The organism is Rahnella sp. PAMC25617 (assembly GCF_050606005.1).
Classification (GTDB): domain Bacteria; phylum Pseudomonadota; class Gammaproteobacteria; order Enterobacterales; family Enterobacteriaceae; genus Rahnella; species Rahnella variigena.
On sequence record NZ_JBOCUM010000009.1, the window covers coordinates 342,709 to 364,089 of the forward strand.

At 54.4% G+C, this 21,381-nt stretch carries 14 protein-coding genes and 3 tRNA genes; 5 read left to right on the forward strand and 12 right to left on the reverse strand.

The window, feature by feature from the left end:
* Positions 1-10: 10 nt before the first annotated feature.
* Genes miaA through nnr form a run of 5 tightly spaced genes read right to left on the reverse strand, consistent with a single transcriptional unit; the run spans position 11 to position 6,639 of the window.
* A complete protein-coding gene (miaA, locus tag ACM615_RS14155) occupies positions 11-952 on the reverse strand; it encodes a tRNA (adenosine(37)-N6)-dimethylallyltransferase MiaA (RefSeq protein WP_217173659.1) in 942 nt (313 codons plus the stop codon).
* Positions 945-2,846: a DNA mismatch repair endonuclease MutL gene (gene mutL / locus ACM615_RS14160; protein ID WP_129639341.1), complete on the reverse strand. Its 1,902-nt coding sequence runs from the start codon at positions 2,844-2,846 to the stop codon at positions 945-947. The genes miaA and mutL overlap by 8 nt, the downstream gene beginning before the upstream one ends.
* 32 nt (positions 2,847-2,878) lie before the next feature.
* Positions 2,879-4,639, reverse strand: a complete 1,761-nt coding sequence (gene amiB, locus ACM615_RS14165) for an N-acetylmuramoyl-L-alanine amidase AmiB (protein WP_431012061.1) — start codon at positions 4,637-4,639, stop codon at positions 2,879-2,881.
* Positions 4,640-4,646: 7 nt separating this feature from the next.
* On the reverse strand, positions 4,647-5,114 hold the full coding sequence (tsaE, locus tag ACM615_RS14170) for a tRNA (adenosine(37)-N6)-threonylcarbamoyltransferase complex ATPase subunit type 1 TsaE (RefSeq protein ID WP_431012062.1): 468 nt from the start codon (positions 5,112-5,114) through the stop codon (positions 4,647-4,649).
* Between the two features lie 10 nt (positions 5,115-5,124).
* Complete coding sequence (gene nnr / locus ACM615_RS14175) at positions 5,125-6,639, reverse strand: bifunctional ADP-dependent NAD(P)H-hydrate dehydratase/NAD(P)H-hydrate epimerase (RefSeq protein WP_431012063.1); 1,515 nt, start codon at positions 6,637-6,639, stop codon at positions 5,125-5,127.
* Between nnr and queG the strand changes: the two genes are divergently transcribed.
* Positions 6,638-7,792, forward strand: a complete 1,155-nt coding sequence (gene queG / locus ACM615_RS14180) for a tRNA epoxyqueuosine(34) reductase QueG (protein ID WP_113877082.1) — start codon at positions 6,638-6,640, stop codon at positions 7,790-7,792. The two genes, nnr and queG, sit on opposite strands and share 2 nt — an antisense overlap.
* 314 nt (positions 7,793-8,106) lie before the next feature.
* Here queG and ACM615_RS14185 read toward each other — a convergent pair.
* The 4 genes from ACM615_RS14185 to orn form a co-directional block, all read right to left on the reverse strand.
* Positions 8,107-8,182: transfer RNA gene (locus ACM615_RS14185), tRNA-Gly, on the reverse strand.
* Positions 8,183-8,236: 54 nt separating this feature from the next.
* Positions 8,237-8,312, reverse strand: a tRNA-Gly gene (locus tag ACM615_RS14190).
* Positions 8,313-8,369: 57 nt separating this feature from the next.
* Positions 8,370-8,445: transfer RNA gene (locus tag ACM615_RS14195), tRNA-Gly, on the reverse strand.
* Between the two features lie 317 nt (positions 8,446-8,762).
* Positions 8,763-9,308: an oligoribonuclease gene (gene orn / locus ACM615_RS14200; RefSeq protein WP_279919920.1), complete on the reverse strand. Its 546-nt coding sequence runs from the start codon at positions 9,306-9,308 to the stop codon at positions 8,763-8,765.
* Positions 9,309-9,434: 126 nt separating this feature from the next.
* On the opposite strand from orn, the gene rsgA reads away from it, so the two are divergent.
* The 3 genes from rsgA (at position 9,435) to mscM (ending at position 15,162) form a co-directional block, all read left to right on the forward strand.
* Positions 9,435-10,472, forward strand: a complete 1,038-nt coding sequence (gene rsgA / locus ACM615_RS14205) for a small ribosomal subunit biogenesis GTPase RsgA (RefSeq protein ID WP_112289774.1) — start codon at positions 9,435-9,437, stop codon at positions 10,470-10,472.
* Between the two features lie 182 nt (positions 10,473-10,654).
* Positions 10,655-11,746: an archaetidylserine decarboxylase gene (asd, locus tag ACM615_RS14210; RefSeq protein WP_431012064.1), complete on the forward strand. Its 1,092-nt coding sequence runs from the start codon at positions 10,655-10,657 to the stop codon at positions 11,744-11,746.
* Between the two features lie 47 nt (positions 11,747-11,793).
* Positions 11,794-15,162, forward strand: coding sequence for a miniconductance mechanosensitive channel MscM (mscM, locus tag ACM615_RS14215; protein ID WP_431012065.1), 3,369 nt, complete (start codon positions 11,794-11,796; stop codon positions 15,160-15,162).
* Positions 15,163-15,231: 69 nt separating this feature from the next.
* Here mscM and ACM615_RS14220 read toward each other — a convergent pair whose 3' ends face one another.
* The 3 genes from ACM615_RS14220 to epmA form a co-directional block, all read right to left on the reverse strand.
* Positions 15,232-16,590 (reverse strand): 8-oxoguanine deaminase, encoded by a 1,359-nt coding sequence (locus ACM615_RS14220; RefSeq protein ID WP_159282464.1) that lies wholly within the window; start codon positions 16,588-16,590, stop codon positions 15,232-15,234.
* A gap of 95 nt (positions 16,591-16,685) precedes the next feature.
* Positions 16,686-18,053, reverse strand: a complete 1,368-nt coding sequence (locus tag ACM615_RS14225) for a nucleobase:cation symporter-2 family protein (RefSeq protein ID WP_113877078.1) — start codon at positions 18,051-18,053, stop codon at positions 16,686-16,688.
* A 266-nt stretch (positions 18,054-18,319) separates the two neighbouring features.
* Complete coding sequence (gene epmA, locus ACM615_RS14230; protein WP_113877077.1) at positions 18,320-19,297, reverse strand: elongation factor P--(R)-beta-lysine ligase; 978 nt, start codon at positions 19,295-19,297, stop codon at positions 18,320-18,322.
* 283 nt (positions 19,298-19,580) lie between these two features.
* On the opposite strand from epmA, the gene frdA reads away from it, so the two are divergent.
* Positions 19,581-21,380, forward strand: a complete 1,800-nt coding sequence (gene frdA / locus ACM615_RS14235) for a fumarate reductase (quinol) flavoprotein subunit (protein WP_113877076.1) — start codon at positions 19,581-19,583, stop codon at positions 21,378-21,380.
* Position 21,381: the final 1 nt, after the last annotated feature.

Below are 21,381 nucleotides of genomic sequence, written 5' to 3' on the forward strand. Positions count from 1 at the left end.
ATCACCCAACCTATGCACTAACAACCTGAATTACACGGTTTAAGGCCTCTTCTGGCTTCTCAGAATCGAGCCATTCGACACCCTCCCAACCTCGCAACCAGGTCATCTGACGTTTGGCCAGCTGTCGTGTCGCGCAAACACCACGATAAACCATTTCATCGTAATCGAATTCACCAGACAAATATGACCACATCTGGCGATAGCCTACACAGCGAATAGAAGGCAAATCGGTATGCAAATCGCCCCGAGCTATCAGCGTTCTGACTTCGTCTTCAAAACCATTGGACAACATCTGACTAAAACGTTCCTCGATCCGCGTATGTAATAATTCACGACGGGTCGGGGCAATCGCAAACTGATGAACACGATAGGGCAATGTTTCACCCGAAATTTTAGTCAGTTCCGTTAAAGTTTTACCCGAAATAAAAAAAACTTCCAGTGCTCTGGACAGTCTCTGCGGATCATTCGGATGAATTCGCATAGCCGCCACCGGGTCTATCTCGCGCAATTGGTCATGAAGTGCTTCCCAACCCTGCTCCGCCGCCTGCTTTTCGATACGTTCACGAACCTCAGGGTCGGCCGGTGGTAACGGGGAAAGTCCTTCAAGCAATGCCTTGAAATAAAGCATAGTCCCACCTACCAATAACGGGATCTTATTGCGTGAGGTTATTTCAGCCATTTCGCGTAATGCGTCGCGACGAAAGTCTGCCGCGGAATAAGCCTCGGCCGGATCCAGAATGTCGATCAGACGGTGCGGCGCCTGCGCCAGCTCTTCCGCCGTCGGTTTCGCTGTGCCGATGTCCATCCCACGATAGATTAAAGCCGAGTCCACGCTGACTAACTCAACGGGAAGATGGTTCATCAGCGACATCGCCAGTGCCGTTTTACCGGATGCGGTCGGCCCCATGATAAAGATTGCCGGGGGAAGCGCGTTGTTTTCAGAGTCAGTCATGCTTAAAAGCCGCCAGCGCGGGCTGTAAATCAAGAGGTTGCAGAAGTCCGGACGGAGGCGATTTCACCAACTGCGGGCAAAGACGCTCAACATCCGTGAGTAATTGTATGGCTTGTGAAATCGTCCAGACCTCGTGCTCGCAGCCACAGTGGCGGGCAAACCACATGGCTACCGCATCAGAAGTCACCTCCTGCTGAACAGCAAGGTAACCTAACAGATCAGGTATCAACTTTTGTAAATTTTGTTGGCGTAATGGTAAAGGTACCGCGCGAACCGTCACACGATGCGACTCATTGAGCATTTCTAAACCAAAATGCTGCAATAACGTCTGATGCCGCGCCATGACAGCGGCCTCTTCTTTACTGACGTTCAGTTTAAGCGGAATCAAAAGCGGCTGCGGACGTAACCCTTCTTCCGGCGGTGTCAGCTGTGCCCATTTCAGCCAGCGATCGGCCACCGGCAACGACAGCAGCACCAGTTGTTTGCCGCGCTCAAGTAACGCATATTCCGCCGAACAGACCGTCAGCACACGTCCGAAACTCTGACTGTGTGATTCCAGTGCCGGTTCAGCCAGTGTACGGGCCACAGAAGCGGCAGATTTAGCGGGCTGTGCCACGACAGGAACCGGTTCCTGTAAGGTGAATGACTCCGGCGCAGGCTGCAATAAACGGCCGTAAGCCTTGCTTTCAGAAGGATTGTAAGCCGGTTCATTGCTGCGAAAAGCCGGTTCCCGTGGCTGACTGGCACGTGCTGTTTCAGGAAACACATTTTCACGCGGTGGTGATGATTTACGTTCTGCCGGTTGCGAGAAATGATTCCCGCCTGCGGCCTGACGGTTTTCCTGCTGCCAGCGCGGTGTATCTTCCTGTAGCTGTGGCTCATCCAGAACCGGCGCGCCCGCCTGCTGCAATACGGACATTACCGCCTGATAAATAAAATCGTGTACCAGCCGCGACTGATGGAAGCGCACTTCGTGTTTAGCCGGATGCACATTCACATCCACCTGATGCGGATCGACATCCAGATAAAGCACATACGCAGGTTGCTGATCGTCTTTCAACTGATCCTGATAGGCCTGCCGGATCGCGTGATTAATCAGACGATCCTTCATCATACGATTATTCACATAGCAATATTGCATGTCAGTCAGGTTGCGCGAACCTGCCGGATCTGCCACCCAGCCACGGATCGCCAGGTCACCGTGACTCCATTCCACTTCCAGCGCGTGCTCGACAAATGTCGGGCTGCAAATGCTTGCCAGACGGCGGGAGAACTGCGAAGGGTCTTTGACCGCGCGATACTGACGAATAAGCTTGCCGTTGTGGCTGAGATTGACGGACACGTCAAAGCGCGCCAGCGCAATCCGGCGGACAACTTCATCAATATGGGTAAATTCGGTTTTCTCGGTGCGCATGAACTTACGGCGGGCAGGCGTATTGTAGAACAAATCCAGCACTTCGATGGTCGAGCCCTGCGGATGCGCCGCGGGTTTGACTGTGACCGCCATGTCGCGCCCTTCGGCGTAGGCCTGCCAGGCTTCATTTTGCTCAGCCGTTCGTGATGTCAGGATAAGACGCGAAACCGAGCTGATACTCGCCAGCGCTTCGCCGCGGAATCCCAGACTCATGATAGCTTCGAGATCGTCAAGACAGGTGATTTTACTGGTTGCATGACGCGCCAGCGCCAGCGCCAGTTCGTCTTTGCCAATACCACAGCCGTTATCGCGAATGCGGATTAGCTTGGCACCGCCGCGATCGATATCAATATCGATTCGCGTTGCGCCGGCATCAAGGCTGTTTTCCACCAGCTCTTTCACCACGGAAGCCGGCCTTTCGACAACTTCGCCCGCAGCTATCTGGTTAGCAAGTTGCGGCGGCAGTACCTTGATCGGCATAGCGGCTCCTGTGGCTGACGGTGATGAACCGCCTATGACTGTGGAATAGTTAAGGTTTGGCCGAGCTGTACCTCGCCAGACTTCATGTGATTTGCGGTTTTGATGTCATTCATACTGACACCATATTTACTCGCGATTGCCGACAACGTATCACCGCGTTTAACGGTATGTTTCGACGATTTCTTCGACGCTTTTGCCGTTGTACCAGAAGATGTGCGGGTGCCCGCTGGCACTTTCAATCGCTGGCCGACCCAGACACCGTCTTTTTTCAGTTTATTGAGATCACGCAGCGCCGCAGTCGTCGTGCCGTAGCTGTTTGCGATGCCGGTCAGCGTTTCGCCGCGGGTCACTTTATGGATCTGCGTCGCACCGGCTGCACCGGCGGTCACTTCGATCGGTCCCGGCTGATTACTGGCTTTCGCGCTACTGTCGGCCGCCGCTGCTGATGAGGCCAGCAGCGGACGGTTTTCGACCTTTGGGCCGTTTTGTATCGGATGCGACTGGAAATAATTACGCAGACCGATGTGTATGGCCCTCGCAATTTTATCCTGGTACGCGCTGCTGCCCAGCAGCCGCTCCTCAGTTGAGTTACTGATAAAGCCGGTTTCCACCAGCAGGGAAGGAATATCTGGCGAGCGTAATACGCCTAAACTGGCATGCTCCGGCTTGGCTTTATGCAACGAGCCGACGGAGCGCAGTTCGCGCAGAACACGGGTCGCGACGTCATAGCCGACACGTTGAGAATGACCGAACTGCAAATCGAGCACGGCCTGACTCAGGTACGGATCGGATGCGGTATTCGCCAGCACGTCACCCGCACCACCTAACAGCTCAGATTGCTTCTCGTGCTGCTCGAGCCAGTTACCCATTTCGCTGTTCGCGCGGCGGTTCGATAATACCCAAACCGATGCGCCACGCGCGCTGCGGCTTGGCGCGGCATCGGCGTGAATGGAAACCAGTACGTTGGCGTTTTTCTTACGCGCCACATCGGAACGTCCCATGACGGAAATAAAGTAATCACCGTCACGGGTTAATACCGGCTGGAACATCGGATCAGCATTCAGAATCGCCTGCAATTTCCGGGCAATGGCAATAGTGACGTTCTTTTCTTTAAGACCGCCCGCACCGATGGCTCCGGGATCCTGTCCGCCGTGACCGGCATCAATCGCGACAATGATTCTGCTGTCGCTGGTGCTGACAGTTGATGAACGCGAGTTATCAGGGGCGACAGAAGTGGAAACCACTTTGGTCTGATCGTTGGTAAACGGATTGGATTTAGACGATGGCGTGACCGTTTTGCCTGCATTTAGCGAAGGCGTATTAGTGGCTGTGACAACCGGCGCAGCACGGCGTGGTGCGGGCGCGGCGGCATTCATGGTCAGCACTACCGTGTACTGGCTGCCGTCTTTTTGTTTCGTCGCGTTGGTTCTGACTTTCTGATTCAGCTCAAACACCAGACGCTGGCTTTGTGCATTCGGCGGGGTACTGGCACGCACACGCGTCACCAGGTTCTGGCCGTTAAAATTCAGCGGCAGCCCTTTCATCACGCCGTCCTGGCGGATATCCATCACCACACGTTCAGGATTATGCAGCGGGAAAAAGGAGTAATCCGGCGAACCGTCAAACGTAATCGTGACCGTCGACTGCGTCTGGCCATTGGAGACATTGATATTTTTCATGCCCGCTGCAAAAACCGGCGACGCCAGCACAGCAAACAACATCAGCGTCGATAACATCCGCGTCGATAATGACATCGCCGCCGACGTAAACAGAGAGGTAAAACGTGAGTTCATCGCGTGATCATCCTTGCTGTTGAACACGATGCAGCAAATTTATACCAGATTCGGAAACCGCCACCAGCTTCGCGGTGCGCCCGGTCAGGGAATAATCCAGCGTCAGTTCTATATCTGGTTCGGGTAACACGCCAGCACCCTGCTGCGGCCATTCCACCAGACAAATAGCATCCTGTGCGAAATAGTCGCGGATCCCCATAAATTCCAGTTCTTCAGGATCAGCCAGGCGATACAAGTCAAAATGATAGACGGCGATCTTTTCCAGCTGATAAGGCTCAACCAGCGTGTAGGTCGGGCTTTTCACATTGCCCTGATGCCCCAATGCCTGAAGAAATCCCCGGCTAAAGGTTGTTTTACCGGCTCCCAGATCGCCATAAAGATGGATAACCGTTGAGCCTTCGCAGGCTTTCGCCAGTGAAGCACCTAGTTGCAGCGTTGCCGCTTCGTCGGGTAGAGAGATATTAAGTTGATTCATTCAGTGATATCTATTTCTTCAGGTCTGGATTAACTAACGGGGCAATCACCGCTAAAAGATCAGTTGCCAGCATACCGCGCGTTCCCTGCCGGTGGGCAATTTCGTCTGCGGCAGCGCCATGAACCACTGAGCCCGCGCAGGCCGCATCATAAATATTCAGTTTCTGAGCCAGCAATCCGCCAATGATACCAGAAAGCACGTCGCCCATGCCGCCGGATGCCATACCGGCATTGCCGACATCTGCCAGCGCCATTTCGCCATGTTCACTCGCAATAAGACTGCCCGCACCTTTAAGCACTACCACGCCGCCATAGCGTTCCGTGAGTTTCTGCGCCGAAAGTAAGCGGTCACTCTCAATTTCCTTCACGCTGCAACCGAGTAAGCGGGCTGCTTCGCCAGGATGAGGCGTCAGTACGCGATTTTGCCGTTTCCCGGGATTGATTGCCAGCAGGTTAAGCGCATCAGCGTCCCATAACGCCGGTTTATCCCACTTTGCCGCGCGTTCGACCGCCTGTTTACCCCATTCTTTCTGGCCTAAACCGGGGCCGATGACTAACACATCCGCCCATTCCAGCCCTTCATCGAGCGATGCTGCGGTCAGTTCCTGCACCATGAGCTCAGGTCTGGCGGTCAGCAACGGGCCAGCGTGCTCTTTGTGAGTGAGTACTCGCACCAGACCAGCACCGGTGCGCAACGCGGCTTCCGACGCCATTCGGATTGCACCGGCAAACCCGATATCGCCGCCAACCACCAATAAACGCCCGTGTTCACCTTTGTGGGAACACGGACGGCGCGGGTGCAACCATGTGCCTAACTGCGACGCATCCAGCCGCTGTAACGCTGCCAGATGTCCACCCAGCCAGCTTTGCAGCCCCAGCGCATCACAATGTAATTTACCGGTGTAATCGCGCGCCTGTCCGGTCAGCAAACCGGGTTTCAGGGCGATGAAACTGACAGTGTGCGTGGCGTGAACCGCCTTCCCCGCTGTCTGGCCAGTTTGCGCATCAAGCCCCGAAGGAATATCGAGAGATATCACTGGCAATGATGCCGAGTTAGTGGCGTCAATCAGCCCGTCGTAAGGTGCGCGGGGCGCAGAAGATAAACCGGTACCGAGCAAACCATCGATAATCAGATCAGCATCATCCGGCCATGCAGAATCGGCAGAATTGATTTCTCCACCACTTTTCAGCCAACCCGTTCGCGCCATTTCCGCTTCATCAGGCAGCGGTTTGCTCCGTTCCACGGCCAGCAGCGTCACGCGTATACCTGCGCTTTTCGCCAGACGCGCCATTTCAAAACCGTCACCGCCGTTATTGCCGTGACCACACAAAATCAGCCAGTGCCGCGTGTGTGGAAATTCACGCTGCGCCAGTAAAAAAGCGGCCTTCGCCGCACGTTGCATCAGTGTAAACAGAGAAATCCCCGTTTCCTGCGCCGCCTGACGCTCAGCTTTTCGCAGCCAGTCAGCAGAAAACACGGAATGTGGTAAACTCGCCTCGTTTCGTTTTTCACGTTGGTTCGTCATGACACTCCCTCTCGATCTCGTTCAACTGGCTCAACATATCAAGCAATGGGGCCAATCGCTAGGCTTCCAGCAGGTTGGCATCTGCGATACAGACTTATCTGTTGAAGAGCCCAAACTGCAAGACTGGCTTGATAAACAATATCATGGCGAGATGGACTGGATGGCGCGCCACGGCATGTTGCGTGCCCGTCCGCATGAATTACTGCCCGGCACGCTGCGGGTGATCAGCGTGCGCATGAACTATCTGCCCGCCAAAGCCGCCTTTGCCAAAACCCTGAATAACCCGCAACTCGGTTATGTCAGCCGTTACGCCCTGGGACGCGACTATCACAAGGTGTTGCGGCAGCGCCTGAAAAAACTGGGCGACATGATCCAGGCGCATTGTACTGAGCATGCTGATCAGACCGTCACCTTCCGCCCCTTTGTGGATTCCGCGCCGGTCATGGAACGCCCGCTGGCAGCGAAAGCCGGTCTTGGCTGGGTTGGTAAACACTCACTTATTCTCAACCGTGAATCCGGCTCGTGGTTCTTTCTCGGCGAACTGCTGATTGATTTGCCGTTGCCCGTCGATCAGCCTCAGGAAGAGAAATGCGGCAAATGCGTGGCCTGCATGACCACTTGCCCGACCGGTGCCATCGTTGCGCCTTATACCGTTGACGCGCGCCGCTGCATTTCCTATCTGACTATCGAACTGGAAGGCGCGATACCGGAAGAATTCCGCCCGCTGATGGGCAACCGCATCTACGGCTGCGATGACTGTCAGCTGATCTGCCCCTGGAATCGTTATTCGCAACTGACTGATGAAGAAGATTTTAGCCCGCGTGCCGCGCTGCATGCGCCGGAGCTGATGACTTTGTTTGGCTGGACGGAAGAGAAATTTTTACGGATTACGGAAGGTTCGCCAATACGACGTATCGGACATCTGCGCTGGCTGCGCAACATAGCAGTGGCATTAGGCAATGCGCCCTACTCGCAGGACGTGATGGATTCGCTGCATTCGCGCGAAGGGGAAAATGCGCTGCTGGATGAACATATCAGCTGGGCTATCGCACAACAGGTAGAAAGAAGAAATGAACATCGTGTCGAAGTACAAACACTGCAGCAGAAACGGCTGATCCGTGCGGTGGAAAAAGGTTTGCCAAGGGATGCATAACATTTCCCAAAAAACGCTGTTCTTCTTTGTATAATTTTCTGTGCATAAAAATAAAAATGCTTTGCCAATCAAGTGCAAAAAAAAGAGCAAGTGATCGTCATAACGTTTCGTTATAAATTTATTATGATATAAATCAGCGTGTTATATTTTGGCAATATGGCGGGCGCAAAAAACAGACAGTGCAAAAAAACACCTAAAGCTGTGGATAAGTCTGTTTAAAAAAATAATACAAACCGTGTAATGATTGTTTCATTCGCGCACGAAATATGCACCAGAAAGGCATAAAGAAATGATTTTGTACTGAAGAAGAAAACTGGAGCGGGAAACGAGACTCGAACTCGCGACCCCGACCTTGGCAAGGTCGTGCTCTACCAACTGAGCTATTCCCGCATTGAGATGTCTGGCATCTGCTGTACTGTTAAAAATGTACAGACTTTGAAATTTTGGAGCGGGAAACGAGACTCGAACTCGCGACCCCGACCTTGGCAAGGTCGTGCTCTACCAACTGAGCTATTCCCGCGTCGCATGGCACTGCATTTTTTACGTTTTAATCTTTAAATCTAACTACTTAAAAATTTGGAGCGGGAAACGAGACTCGAACTCGCGACCCCGACCTTGGCAAGGTCGTGCTCTACCAACTGAGCTATTCCCGCTCTGCGCACTCAACGAAATTCTTCATCGGTACGGGGTGCGCATTATACGAGAAATCCTTTTAGCCGCAAGCCCCTGAAAGCAAAAAAATGAATTTTTCGTTCAAGTGCCGATTAAAACATCAATCCGGTGAATTAATCAGCGAAACACGGTGAATTCGTGTTCCACAGGTTTTTTTAAAGATTTTTTAAAATATTTCTCATAAATCATTCGAGTTGCAGGAAGGCGGCAAACTCGTTCATCCCGATGGCTGACATGGGTCAGTGATTCGGATGAGAGAGTGCAGCCAACGCATCTGCAACCTGAAGGATGAGGAAGATTAAAGATTAATAAAGTGTTCGCGGTAATACGCTAACTCAGCCACGGATTCACGAATATCGTCCAGCGCCTGATGGGTATTCTGCTTCTTAAAGCCGCCCAGCACTTCCGGTTTCCAGCGGCGCGCCAGTTCTTTGAGCGTACTGACGTCCAGATAGCGGTAATGGAAATAGGCTTCCAGCTCCGGCATGTACTTAAACAGGAAGCGTCTGTCCTGCCCAACGCTGTTACCACAAATCGGCGATTTACCCTCCGGAACCCATTCGCGCAGAAACTCGATGGTTTTTTGCTGCGCCGCATTGTCATCAAACGGGCTGGCTTTCACACGTTCCACCAGACCGCTGCCGGTGTGCGTGCGCACATTCCAGTCGTCCATCAGCGCCAGCTGAGCGTCAGACTGATGCACTGCCATCACCGGCCCTTCGGCCAGAATGTTCAGATGCGCGTCGGTCACCAGCGTGGCAATCTCAATAATGCGGTCACGTTCAGGATCCAGACCGGTCATTTCCAGGTCGATCCAAATTAAGTTCGAGTCATTTGCAGCCATGATGTGTCCTGTTACAAAGTAGAGAGTTGACGGAGATCTCCGTCATTCGGGCATTTAATATAAAATAGCTGGTATCATAGTCGTTTTGGTCGCACCGAGCGATTAAAGCCAGTTAAGTGAGGCGCAGTGACTAAGTCAAAACTGTCTAAAGGGCAACAACGTCGCGTTCAGACTAACCATCAGCGTCGTCTGACACAGACCGACAAACGGAAAGAGCTGGACGATTCTCTGCATGGCGAACCGCAGGACGGTGTTGTCATCAGCCGTTTCGGGATGCATGCGGACGTTGAAGCGGCCGACGGCAGCCAGCACCGTTGCAATATCCGCCGTACCATCCGTTCTCTGGTCACCGGTGACCGCGTTGTATGGCGCGCCGGGGAAAACACCAGTGTGAAAGGCATCGTCGAGGCGGTACACGAACGCACCTCCGTTCTGACACGCCCTGATTTCTATGATGGCGTAAAACCCATCGCCGCGAACATTAACCAGATTGTGATTGTCTCCGCCATTCTGCCGGAGCTGTCGCTTAATATCATCGACCGTTATCTGGTTGCGTGCGAAACCGTGGAAGTTGAGCCGCTGATTGTGCTCAACAAAATCGATCTGCTTGATGACGAAGGTCGTAAATTCGTTCAGGGCATGATGGATATCTACCGCAATATCAATTATCGCGTACTTGAAGTGTCGAGCCAGACCGGCGAAGGCATGCCAGCGTTTGAAACGGCGCTGACCGACCGCATCAGTATTTTCGCGGGTCAGTCGGGTGTGGGTAAATCAAGCCTGCTGAACGCCCTTCTGCCACCGGATGAAAAACAAATTCTGGTGAACGAAGTGTCTGATAACTCAGGTCTTGGCCAGCACACCACCACGGCAGCGCGTCTGTATCACTTCCAGCATGGCGGCGACGTTATCGATTCCCCGGGCGTGCGTGAATTTGGTTTGTGGCACCTTGCGCCAGAGCAGATCACCCAGGGCTTTGTCGAATTCCGTCCTTTCCTCGGCTACTGCAAATTCCGCGACTGTAAACACGGCAGCGATCCGGGCTGTGCAATCCGTGACGCCGTAGACCGTGGCGAAATTGCCGAAGAACGTTTCGACAACTACCACCGTATTCTGGAAAGTATGGAAGACGTAAAAACGCGTAAAAACTTTGACGCACTTTAATGCTAATTAATTGAATTAACATGTTAATGGCAAACGGGTGAAGTTAACGGAAGTTGAACCGTTGATTTCACCCCGTTACAATCCTCCGCCATACAACACTGCGTGACCCTGAACAGGATTCAGGGTTTCCTGCAAAATGGCCGGTAATGCCGGTCATTCATACCATCCAAGAGGTTTTCCCCGTGCTGGACAGTATCAAAATCAAACTTCAATACTTACTTCCTAAACAAGGACTGACCCGTCTTGCTGGCTGGGGCGCGGATAAACGTGCCGCCACGCTGACCCATTGGGTGATCAAAGCCTTTGCGCGTTTTTATAACGTCGACATGAAAGAAGCACAAAATCCGGATCTGAAATCTTACGCGACATTCAACGAATTCTTCGTCCGTCCGCTGCGCGATGGCGCGCGTCCGGTGGTCAGCGGTTTAGATATGCTTTGCCTGCCAGCCGACGGTGCAGTCAGTCAGTTAGGCGCAATTACCGAGGGCAAACTGTTCCAGGCCAAAGGCCATTTTTACAGTTTAGAAGCGCTGCTGGCGGGTAACTATCTGCTCGCAGAGCAGTTCAGAGACGGCCAGTTCGCGACTATCTATCTGGCACCGCGCGATTATCACCGTGTGCATATGCCGTGCGACGGCGTGCTGCGCGAAATGATTTATGTGCCGGGCGATTTGTTCTCCGTGAATCCGCTGACTGCCGCCAACGTGCCGAATCTGTTCGCCCGTAACGAGCGCGTCATCTGCGTCTTTGATACTGAATTCGGTCCGATGGTGCAGATTCTGGTTGGCGCAACGATTGTCGGCAGTATTGAAACCGTCTGGGCTGGCTGTGTCACACCGCCGCGCGAAGGCATTATCAAGCGCTGGACCTATCCGGCTGCAGGCGAAGAAGGCGCAATCGCACTGGAAAAAGGTCAGGAAATGGGCCGCTTCAAACTGGGTTCCACCGTGATCAACCTGTTTGCAGCAAATCAGACCCGTTTCATGCCAAATTTGAAAAATGGCACCGTGACCCGCATGGGCGAACCGTTCGCCGAAGCTCTGCGTACACCAGCAACTGCAACGGCGGAACCAGTTGTAGCAGAACCGATCGTAGCGGAGCCAGTCGTTGCAGAAACTGTAGTTACGGAGCCTGTAGTTACAAAACCTGTAGTTGCTGAGCCTGTAGTCGCTGAGCCTGTAGTCGCTGAGCCTGTGGTTACCGAAGCCCCTGTCAAAACAGAAACACCAGCAGGTGTGGCAACGGCTGAACCACAAGCGCCTAAAGACTACTGAGTTCAGACTGAACTGACATAAAGAACTGAAGAAAAGGATGTGACCGAGTGCGCCTGATCCCCGCCTTGCTGATGAGTTTACTGCTATCCCTGCCATTGATGGCGGGTGCGGCGCCGACTGAAGATCAGCTCAAACAGGAACTGAAACAGGCGGAAGCCAACAAAGAAATGGCCAATCAGACACAGGTGGTTGAGGCGCTGCAAAGCGCGCTCAACTGGCTGAATGAAGCCAGTGTTTCAGCCGGTCGCACCGAGCAATACCAGAAGGTCATTGATGACTTCCCAAAACTGACGCAGGCACTGCGTCAGGAATTACAAAATCAGCCGGACAAACCGCCAGCGGTTGATGGCAGCATTCCTACTGCTCAGCTCGAGCAGCAAATTCTGCAAGTCAGCAGCCAGCAGCTGGAAGAAACCCGCCAGTTACGTCAGGAGCAGGATCGCTCACGGGACATCAGCGATTCACTGAGTCTGATCCCGCAACAGCAATCTGAGGCCCGCAATGCGCTTGGTGACATTGAGCAGCGGATGCAGGCGGCAACGGCGGCAGCCACATCGTCCCCGCTGGCGCAGGCGCAGCTGAGTGCCTTGCAGGCAGAATCTGCCGCGCGCAAAGCCAAAGTCGATGAACTGGAGCTGGCTCAGCTTTCTGCCAATAACCGGCAGGAATTGTCGAGAATGCGCACCGATCTCTACAAAAAGCGCGCCGGTTATCTGGATCAGCAATTACAGGCTTTGCGCAATACGCTGAATAATCAGCGCCAGCGTGAAGCCGAACAGGCGCTGGAAAAAACCGAGTTGCTGGCCGAGCAAAGTGGCGAACTTCCGCATTCCATCAGTCAGCAATTGCAGTCCAACCGTGAGTTGTCGCTGGCACTGAATCAGCAGGCGCAGCGGATGGATCTGATATCTTCCCAGCAACGTCAGGCTGCCGCTCAGACTCAGCAGGTGCGTCAGGCGATCAATACCATCCGCGAACAGGCGCAATGGCTCGGTGCATCCAATCTTCTGGGAGAAACGCTGCGGGCGCAGGTCTCCCGTCTGCCGGAAATGCCAAAACCGCAACAGCTTGACCGCGACATGGGCCAGCTGCGCGTTCAGCGTCTGCACTATGAAGATTTACTCGATAAGCAGCCGATTTATCGTCAGGCACGGCAGGACGACGGCAAGCCGCTGACCGCCGCGCAGCAGAAAATTCTTGATGCCCAGTTGCGGACTCAGCGTGATTTGCTCAATTCCCTGCTTTCAGGCTGTGATACCCAAATTCTTGAACTGACCAAGCTGAAAGTGGCCAACAGTCAGCTGGTCGAAGCGCTGAATGACGTACATGAGGCCGCTCACCGCTATCTGTTCTGGGTGGCGGACGTCAGCGCCATCGGGATTTCTTATCCTGTGCAGGTGGCGCATGACCTGAAACGTCTGGTGTCGCTGGATTCACTGACTCAGCTCGGCGGCGCTTTCATGATGATGGTCACCAGCAAAGAAACGCTGTTGCCGCTGTTTGGCGCACTGATCCTGGTGATTATCAGCATCAGTTCCCGCAAGCATTACTATGCATTCCTGGAACGCGCCAGCAGCCGGGTCGGCAAAGTTACGCAGGATCAGTTCTCGCTGACGATGCGCACCGTGTTCTGGTCGATCCTGGTGGCGATGCCGCTGCCGGTCTTGTGGGCCGCGCTGGGCTTCGGGCTGCAAAGTGCCTGGCCTTATCCGATTGCGGTGGCGATTGGTGATGGCGTGACCGCTACACTGCCGATTCTGTGGGCGTTTATGGTCAGCGCAGCACTGGCGCATCCTCAGGGGCTGTTTGTCGCGCACTTTGGCTGGCCGCAGCGTGCCGTTTCACGCGCACTGCGCTATTACGCACTGTCAATCTGGGTCATGGTGCCGCTGATTATGGCGCTGATTACTTTCGATAATCTCAATGACCGCGAATTCTCCAATACACTTGGACGGTTGTGCTTTGTCCTTCTGTGTCTGGTGGTGGCGCTGGTCACTCACAGCCTGAAACGTGCCGGTATCCCGCTGTATCACGATAAAAAGGGCAACAGCGAAAACGTCATTAACAAAACGCTGTGGTGGATGCTGCTGGGCGCGCCAATTGTGGCGGCGCTGGCCTCGCTGCTGGGTTATCTGGCGACGTCGCAGGCGTTACTGGCGCGTCTGGAAACCTCGGTGGCCATCTGGTTCGTGCTGCTGGTGATTTATCACATTATCCGCCGCTGGATGCTGATCCAGCGACGTCGTATTGCTTTCGAGCGCGCCAAACAGCGCCGTGCGGAAATGCTGAATCAGCGCGCCCGTGGTGAAGAGGATGCGAATCACGTCAACACCAGTAACGAAGGTACGGTAGAAGTGGAAGAACCGGTGGTCGATCTGGATGCGATCTCCGCGCAATCATTACGCCTCGTTCGTTCGCTGCTGACGCTGATCGCGCTGATCTCAGTGATCTTCCTGTGGTCTGAGATCCATTCAGCCTTCTCGTTCCTGGAAAATATCCATCTGTGGCAGGTGGCCTCCACCGTGCAGGGCGTGGAAAGTATGCAGCCGATCACCCTGGGATCGGTACTGATCGCCATTCTGGTGCTGATTATCACCACGCAGCTGGTGCGTAATTTGCCTGCACTGCTTGAACTGGCCTTGCTGCAACATCTGGATCTGACGCCGGGCACCGGTTACGCCGTGCTGACCGTCACCAAATACGTGTTGTTGCTGATTGGTGGCCTGACCGGCTTCTCGCTGATCGGCATCGAATGGGCAAAACTGCAATGGCTGGTCGCCGCACTGGGTGTCGGTCTGGGCTTTGGTTTGCAGGAGATTTTCGCCAACTTTATTTCCGGCCTGATCATCTTGTTTGAAAAACCAATCCGTATTGGCGATACCGTGACGATCCGCAACCTGACTGGCAGCATTACCAAGATCAACACCCGCGCCACTACGATAGCCGACTGGGACCGCAAAGAGATTATCGTGCCGAACAAGGCCTTTATCACCGAGCAGTTTATCAACTGGTCGCTGTCAGATTCCGTCACCCGTGTGGTACTGACCGTTCCTGCGCCGTCAGAAGCCAATTCGGAAGAAGTGACGGAAATCCTGTTGAATGCGGCGCACCGCTGCTCGCTGGTGCTGGATATGCCTGCGCCGGAAGCCTATCTGGTTGATCTCCAGCAAGGTATTCAGATTTTCGAACTACGTATGCACGCCGCTGAAATGGCGCACCGTATGCCGCTTCGTCATGAAATCCATCAGCTGATCCTGGCCGGATTCCGCGAGCACGGCATCACACTGCCGTTCCCGCCATTCCAGGTGCGTATGGAAACACTGCATCGTGCGCAAAATGGCAATAACGCGACCTTTACCAGCAGCAGCGGCAGTGGCCGCAGCGGAAACAGTTCGCGCTCGGCGGGCGATTTATAGCAGTCGATTTACAGCAGTAACAAGTACAGCAAAAGGGCAGACTCCTCTGCCCTTTTTAATACCCGCAGTTTAGAGATCGGCAATCAACGCCGCCGCCGCTTTGCGATGGTGTGATATCAGCGATCTGATATCCATGCCGACAATTTCACCGTCAAGGACCCGCCATTTCCCCCCAACCATCACGCGGTCGGCTTTTTCCGCGCCACACAGTAACAGCGCGGCAACCGGATCATGGCTGCCGCTAAAACGTAGTTCATCGAGTTTAAACAGCGCCAGATCGGCCTGTTTGCCCACGGCAATCTGCCCGATATCATCGCGACCGATAAGCTTCGCCGAACCGCGCGTCGCCCAGCCCAGGACTCTTTCCGGCGTGACGTATTCCGCACCGTATTTCAAACGTTGCAGATACAACGCCTGCCGCGCTTCATACATCAGATTTGAGGCATCGTTCGACGCAGAGCCGTCAACGCCCAGACCAATCGGCACGCCAGCCGCTTCCAGATCACGTGTCGGACACATGCCGGATGCCAGTCGCATATTCGACACAGGGCAATGACAGATACCGGTGCCCGCCGCGCCCAGACGACGGATCTCATCGTCGTTAAAATGAATACCGTGCGCCAGCCACGTGCGGTCGCTCAGCCAGCCGACGCTTTCCAGATAATCAACTGTACGCAGGCCAAACATTTTCAGGCAAAACTGTTCTTCATCCAGCGTTTCCGCCAGATGTGTATGCAGCCGGACGTCTTCGCGCTGCGCCAGCCTGGCACTCTCGCGCATAATCTCGGTCGTGACCGAAAACGGCGAGCACGGCGCCAGCGCAATCTGCATCCATGCGCCCTCGCCGCGCTGGTGATAGCGGTCAATAAGACGCTGGCTGTCCTGCAAAATCACCTCGCCCGACTGCACCGTCTGTTCCGGCGGTAGACCGCCCTGTTCTTCGCCAAGACTCATTGAGCCACGGGTCAGCAACGCACGCATACCCAGTTCACGGACCACATCGACCTGCACATCAATGGCTTCTTCCATACCCTGCGGGAAAAGATAATGGTGGTCGGTGGTGGTGGTGCAGCCGGAAAGCAGCAACTCAGCCATCGCGACGCGGCTTGCCAGCCCCAGCGCCTCCGGACCTAAACGAGCCCACACGGGATAAAGCTTTTTCAGCCACGGGAATAACGGCACGTTGACCACAGGCGCCCAGGCGCGGGTCAGTGTCTGATAGAAATGGTGATGTGTATTGATGAGGCCCGGCAGCAGTACAGATTCTGAGGCATCAAAGATGTGATCGACCGGGTGTGAGGGATGCTGACCAGAGGCCAGCACTTCGGCAATTTTCTGCCCCTCAATGACGATGCCGCCACGGGCATCGAGTTCATTGGCGGTAAAAACTGCCAGCGGATTTTTGATCCACATGCGTTGTTCTGACATGTCTGACTTCCTTTTTTAGGGTCACAATAAATTCAAAAAGTGAGTCAGCTCAGTTATGCCCTGTCTGCTGATCCAGGGGCGCAACGCGCGGGATTTCAGTGAACCTTAACTTCCTGTGCCGCAACACTTGTGCTGCGTTCTGCCGGCATCAGTAAGTTGAGCAGGATAGCGAGAACGCCACCACTGGTCACCGCATGACCGAAAATATTACCGACGATTGGCGGGAACTGACCCAGGACATCCGGCACGGCTTCAATGCCCAGACCGATGCCAAAGGCGATAGCGATAATCAGCATTTCACGACGCCCGACCGGCGACTGCGTCATGATGCGGATCCCTGCCGCAACCACACTGCCAAACATCACCAGTGTCGCACCGCCCAGCACTGGCGCAGGAATTTGCTGAAGGATTTCACCGATGAATGGGAACAACCCGAGCACTAATAACACGCCGCCGATATACATGCCGACATAACGACTGGCGACGCCGGTCATCTGGATCACGCCGTTATTCTGTGCAAACGTCGTGTTAGGAAATGACGAGAAGGCCGCCGCGATAAGACAGCTGATGCCGTCGGCCAGAATGCCGCCTTTGAGACGCTTACGGAAGCTTTCCCCTTCAATCGGCTGCTGTGACAGCATGCAGTTAGCCGTCAGATCGCCTACCGCTTCGAGAATGCTGATAAACGATACCAGCGCGATGGGTACGAAAATAATCCAGTCAAACTTGAAACCAAAACGGAACAGTTGCGGCAATGCAAACCAGTCGCCCTGCAAAGGTTTCACCGTCAGATGGCCGGTCAGCGCAGCGGCGATACAGCCGACAACAATGCCCAAGACGATTGATGACAGGCGCAGCCAGCGCACCTCGATACGGTTACAGGCGACGATCACCAGCAGCGTCAGCGCACCCAGCCCGAGATTCGCCGGTGCGCCAAAATTCACCGCGCCATGCCCTCCTGCCCAGTCGGTAATGCTGACTTTAATCAGGCTGATGCCGATCAGCGCAATGACGGTGCCGCTCACCAGCGGCGTAAACACGCGGCGCATCTGACCGATGAACCGGCTGACCAGCAGCGGGATAAATGCCGCCACAAAGTTCACCCCAAAAATCATCGCCATGATGTCTTCCGGCGAACCACCGCGGCTTTTTACCAGCATACCGCCCGACAGAATCACCCCGAGAAACGCAAAGCTGGTGCCCTGCAGACAAATCATCCCCGCGCCGACCGACATAAAGCGGCGCGCCTGAATAAATGTCCCGATGCCGGACGCCAGCAAAGACATGCTGATGAGATAGGGCAAATACGCATTCAGCCCCAGCACTGAACCGATAATCAGCGGCGGCGTGATAATCCCCACCACGCTTGCCAGCACGTGCTGGATGGCGGTAAAAAATGCCGGTGCCGGTGCAATGCGTTCTTCCAGTCCATAAAGAAGTTCTTTGTCGTTGGATTCTGACATAACGGGTTTTCCGGATGATGAATGATAATCCGGTAATGCATAAATCAGGCCAGCCAGAGGAAAATTTCCGTTAAAGCATGAGGAATGCCCTGTTTACGGGGTGTGGCGTACTGCGCCTGACACTGAAACTTTAAAATCAGTGTTGCGCCATTTGGGTACTTTTGTTTCATTAAATGCGCGATTTTGGATTAATTGCACAATGATGGGGCGTAACAGGAAGAGTTTGGAAAGGAAGCCCCGACCTGAGATCAGGGCTTAATCGCTTATCAGGCGCGAGTCACCGGGAAGGCCAGCACATCGCTCAGGCTGGAAGCGCCCAGCGCAATCATAATCAGGCGGTCAACGCCCAGCGCCACACCGGAACATTCCGGCATACCGTGTTCTAACGCATCCAGCAGATTGTTATCGACAGGATGCTGCGGCAGGCCGCGCGCCGCACGTTTGCGGTTATCCTGTTCGAAACGCTGACGCTGCTCACGGCTGTCCGTCAGTTCACGGAAACCATTCGCCAGCTCAATGCCTTTGTAATACACCTCGAAACGCTCCGCAACGCGGTGATCTTCCGTACTGATTTCCGCCAGAGAGGCCTGAGTCGCCGGGAAGTGATAAACGAAAGTTGGTTTGTCGCGCCCGATGTGCGGTTCAACACCCATCGTAAACAGCAACTGCAACAGCGTATCGCGATCTTCTTCAGTATCGGCGATGTTGGATAAATCCAGTTTTGCCGCTGCTTCACGCAGTTCCGCTTTATCGGCGGATAACGGATCAACATTCAGATGGCGGGTAAACGCCTGCTGATAAGACAGGGTTTCAGCGGTATCGCAATCGAGAACCTGCTGGAGTAAATCATCCACTTCATTCATCAGGCGGTACATGTCATAACGCGGACGGTACCATTCGAGCATGGTGAATTCGGGATTGTGGTGACGTCCGGCTTCTTCGTTACGGAAACTGCGCCCCATCTGATAAATCGGCCCGCTGCCCGCAGCCAGCAAGCGTTTCATGTGGTATTCCGGGCTGGTCATCAGATACAGCGTCATGCCGTCAGCCGCACCTGGCCCGACAAAACGAGTCTCGAACGGCACCAGATGAATGTCGGTCACCGTAGCCTGGCTCATCGCCGGCGTTTCAACTTCCAGCACGCCGCGATCGGCAAAGAAACGTCGAATCTCAGCGAGGATAGCTGCACGCTTCAACAAATTGGCGACAGGAGCACTGGGTTGCCAGCTTGCTGTTTCGCTCATGGTGATTTACTCCGAATTCAGAAAAGTCATGCAGTCTACCTGCATCCCCGCAGGCAAACAAATATCTCATTTTGCGTTGCGTAAAGCACAGAAAGCCTAAATGCGCGTTCACATCAAATTACCACTTCTACCCCTTTGGTATCATAATTCCCTTACAAACAATAAGAATACCAGCCACCGGGACAGCGCCTGTGTGTCATCGGGGTTCACTAACTCTTCGATTATGAAGAGCTTTTCGCGGGTGTTTCAAACCCGATCTCATTGATGATAGTGGAGGAATGCAGTGCAAACCTTTAACGCCGACATTGCAATTATAGGTGCAGGTGGGGCGGGTTTACGCGCAGCAATAGCCGCAGCGGAAGCCAATCCCAACCTGAATATCGCGTTGATTTCGAAAGTGTACCCTATGCGCAGCCACACCGTGGCGGCCGAAGGCGGTTCTGCCGCTGTGACGCAAGATCACGACAGCTTCGATTTTCACTTCCAGGATACCGTTTCCGGAGGCGACTGGCTGTGTGAGCAGGACGTGGTGGATCATTTCGTTCATCAATGCCCGACTGAAATGGCCCAGCTCGAACTGTGGGGTTGCCCGTGGAGCCGTAAGGATGATGGTTCAGTCAATGTCCGCCGTTTCGGCGGGATGAAAATCGAACGAACGTGGTTTGCGGCGGATAAAACCGGCTTCCACATGCTGCACACCCTGTTCCAGACTTCCCTGAAATACCCGCAAATCAAACGCTTCGACGAACATTTCGTTCTCGATATTCTGGTCGATGAAGGCCAGGTACGCGGCGTCGTCGCCATCAATATGATGGAAGGTACACGCGTACAAATCCGTGCCAACGCGGTGGTCATGGCCACCGGCGGCGCAGGCCGGGTTTACCGTTACAACACCAACGGCGGTATCGTCACCGGCGACGGCATGGGCATGGCGTTCCGCCACGGCATTCCGCTGCGCGACATGGAATTCGTGCAATATCACCCGACCGGCCTGCCGGGTTCCGGCATTCTGATGACGGAAGGCTGTCGTGGTGAAGGCGGTATTCTGGTCAATAAAGACGGTTACCGTTATCTGCAAGATTACGGCATGGGACCGGAAACCCCGCTCGGTGAGCCGAAAAACAAATACATGGAACTGGGGCCTCGCGACAAAGTGTCTCAGGCGTTCTGGCATGAATGGCGCGCCGGACGCACCATCGAAACGCCGCGTGGCGACGTGGTGTATCTGGATTTACGTCATCTCGGCGAGAAAAAACTGCGCGAACGTCTGCCATTTATCTGCGAGCTGGCTAAAGCCTACGTCGGCGTCGATCCGATCACCGATCCGATCCCGGTTCGCCCTACCGCGCACTACACCATGGGCGGCATCGAAACGGATGCGCAGTGTGAAACCCGTATCAAAGGCCTGTTTGCGGTCGGCGAATGCTCTTCCGTCGGTCTGCACGGCGCCAACCGACTCGGTTCCAACTCACTGGCAGAGCTGGTGGTGTTCGGGCGTATGGCCGGTGAAAAAGCGGCAGAGCGTGCCGTGGAAGCCAAAGATACCGGGAACAGCGCCGCACTCGACGCGCAGGTACGTGATATCGAAAACCGTCTTGCCGCACTGATGGCGCAGGAAGGCGATGAAAGCTGGGCAGCCATCCGGGACGAAATGGGTCTGGCGATGGAAGAAGGCTGCGGGATTTACCGCACCACTGAGCTGATGCAAAAAACCGTCGATAAGCTGGCCGAACTGAAAGAACGCTTCAAACGGGTGAAAATTCAGGATACCTCCAGCGTCTTTAATACTGATCTGCTGTACACCATCGAGCTGGGTCATGGCCTTGAAGTGGCTGAATGTATGGCGCACTCCGCCCTGCATCGTCGCGAATCACGCGGCGCGCATCAGCGTCTTGATGAAGGTTGTACCGAACGCGATGACGTGAATTTCCTCAAGCATACCCTGGCATTTTATCAGCCGGATTCCGCCCCGCGTCTGGAATACGGCGACGTGAAAATTACCACGCTGCCTCCGGCCAAACGTGTGTACGGCGGGGAATCTGAGACTCACGATAAAAAAGATAAGGAGCAATCACGTGGCTAAA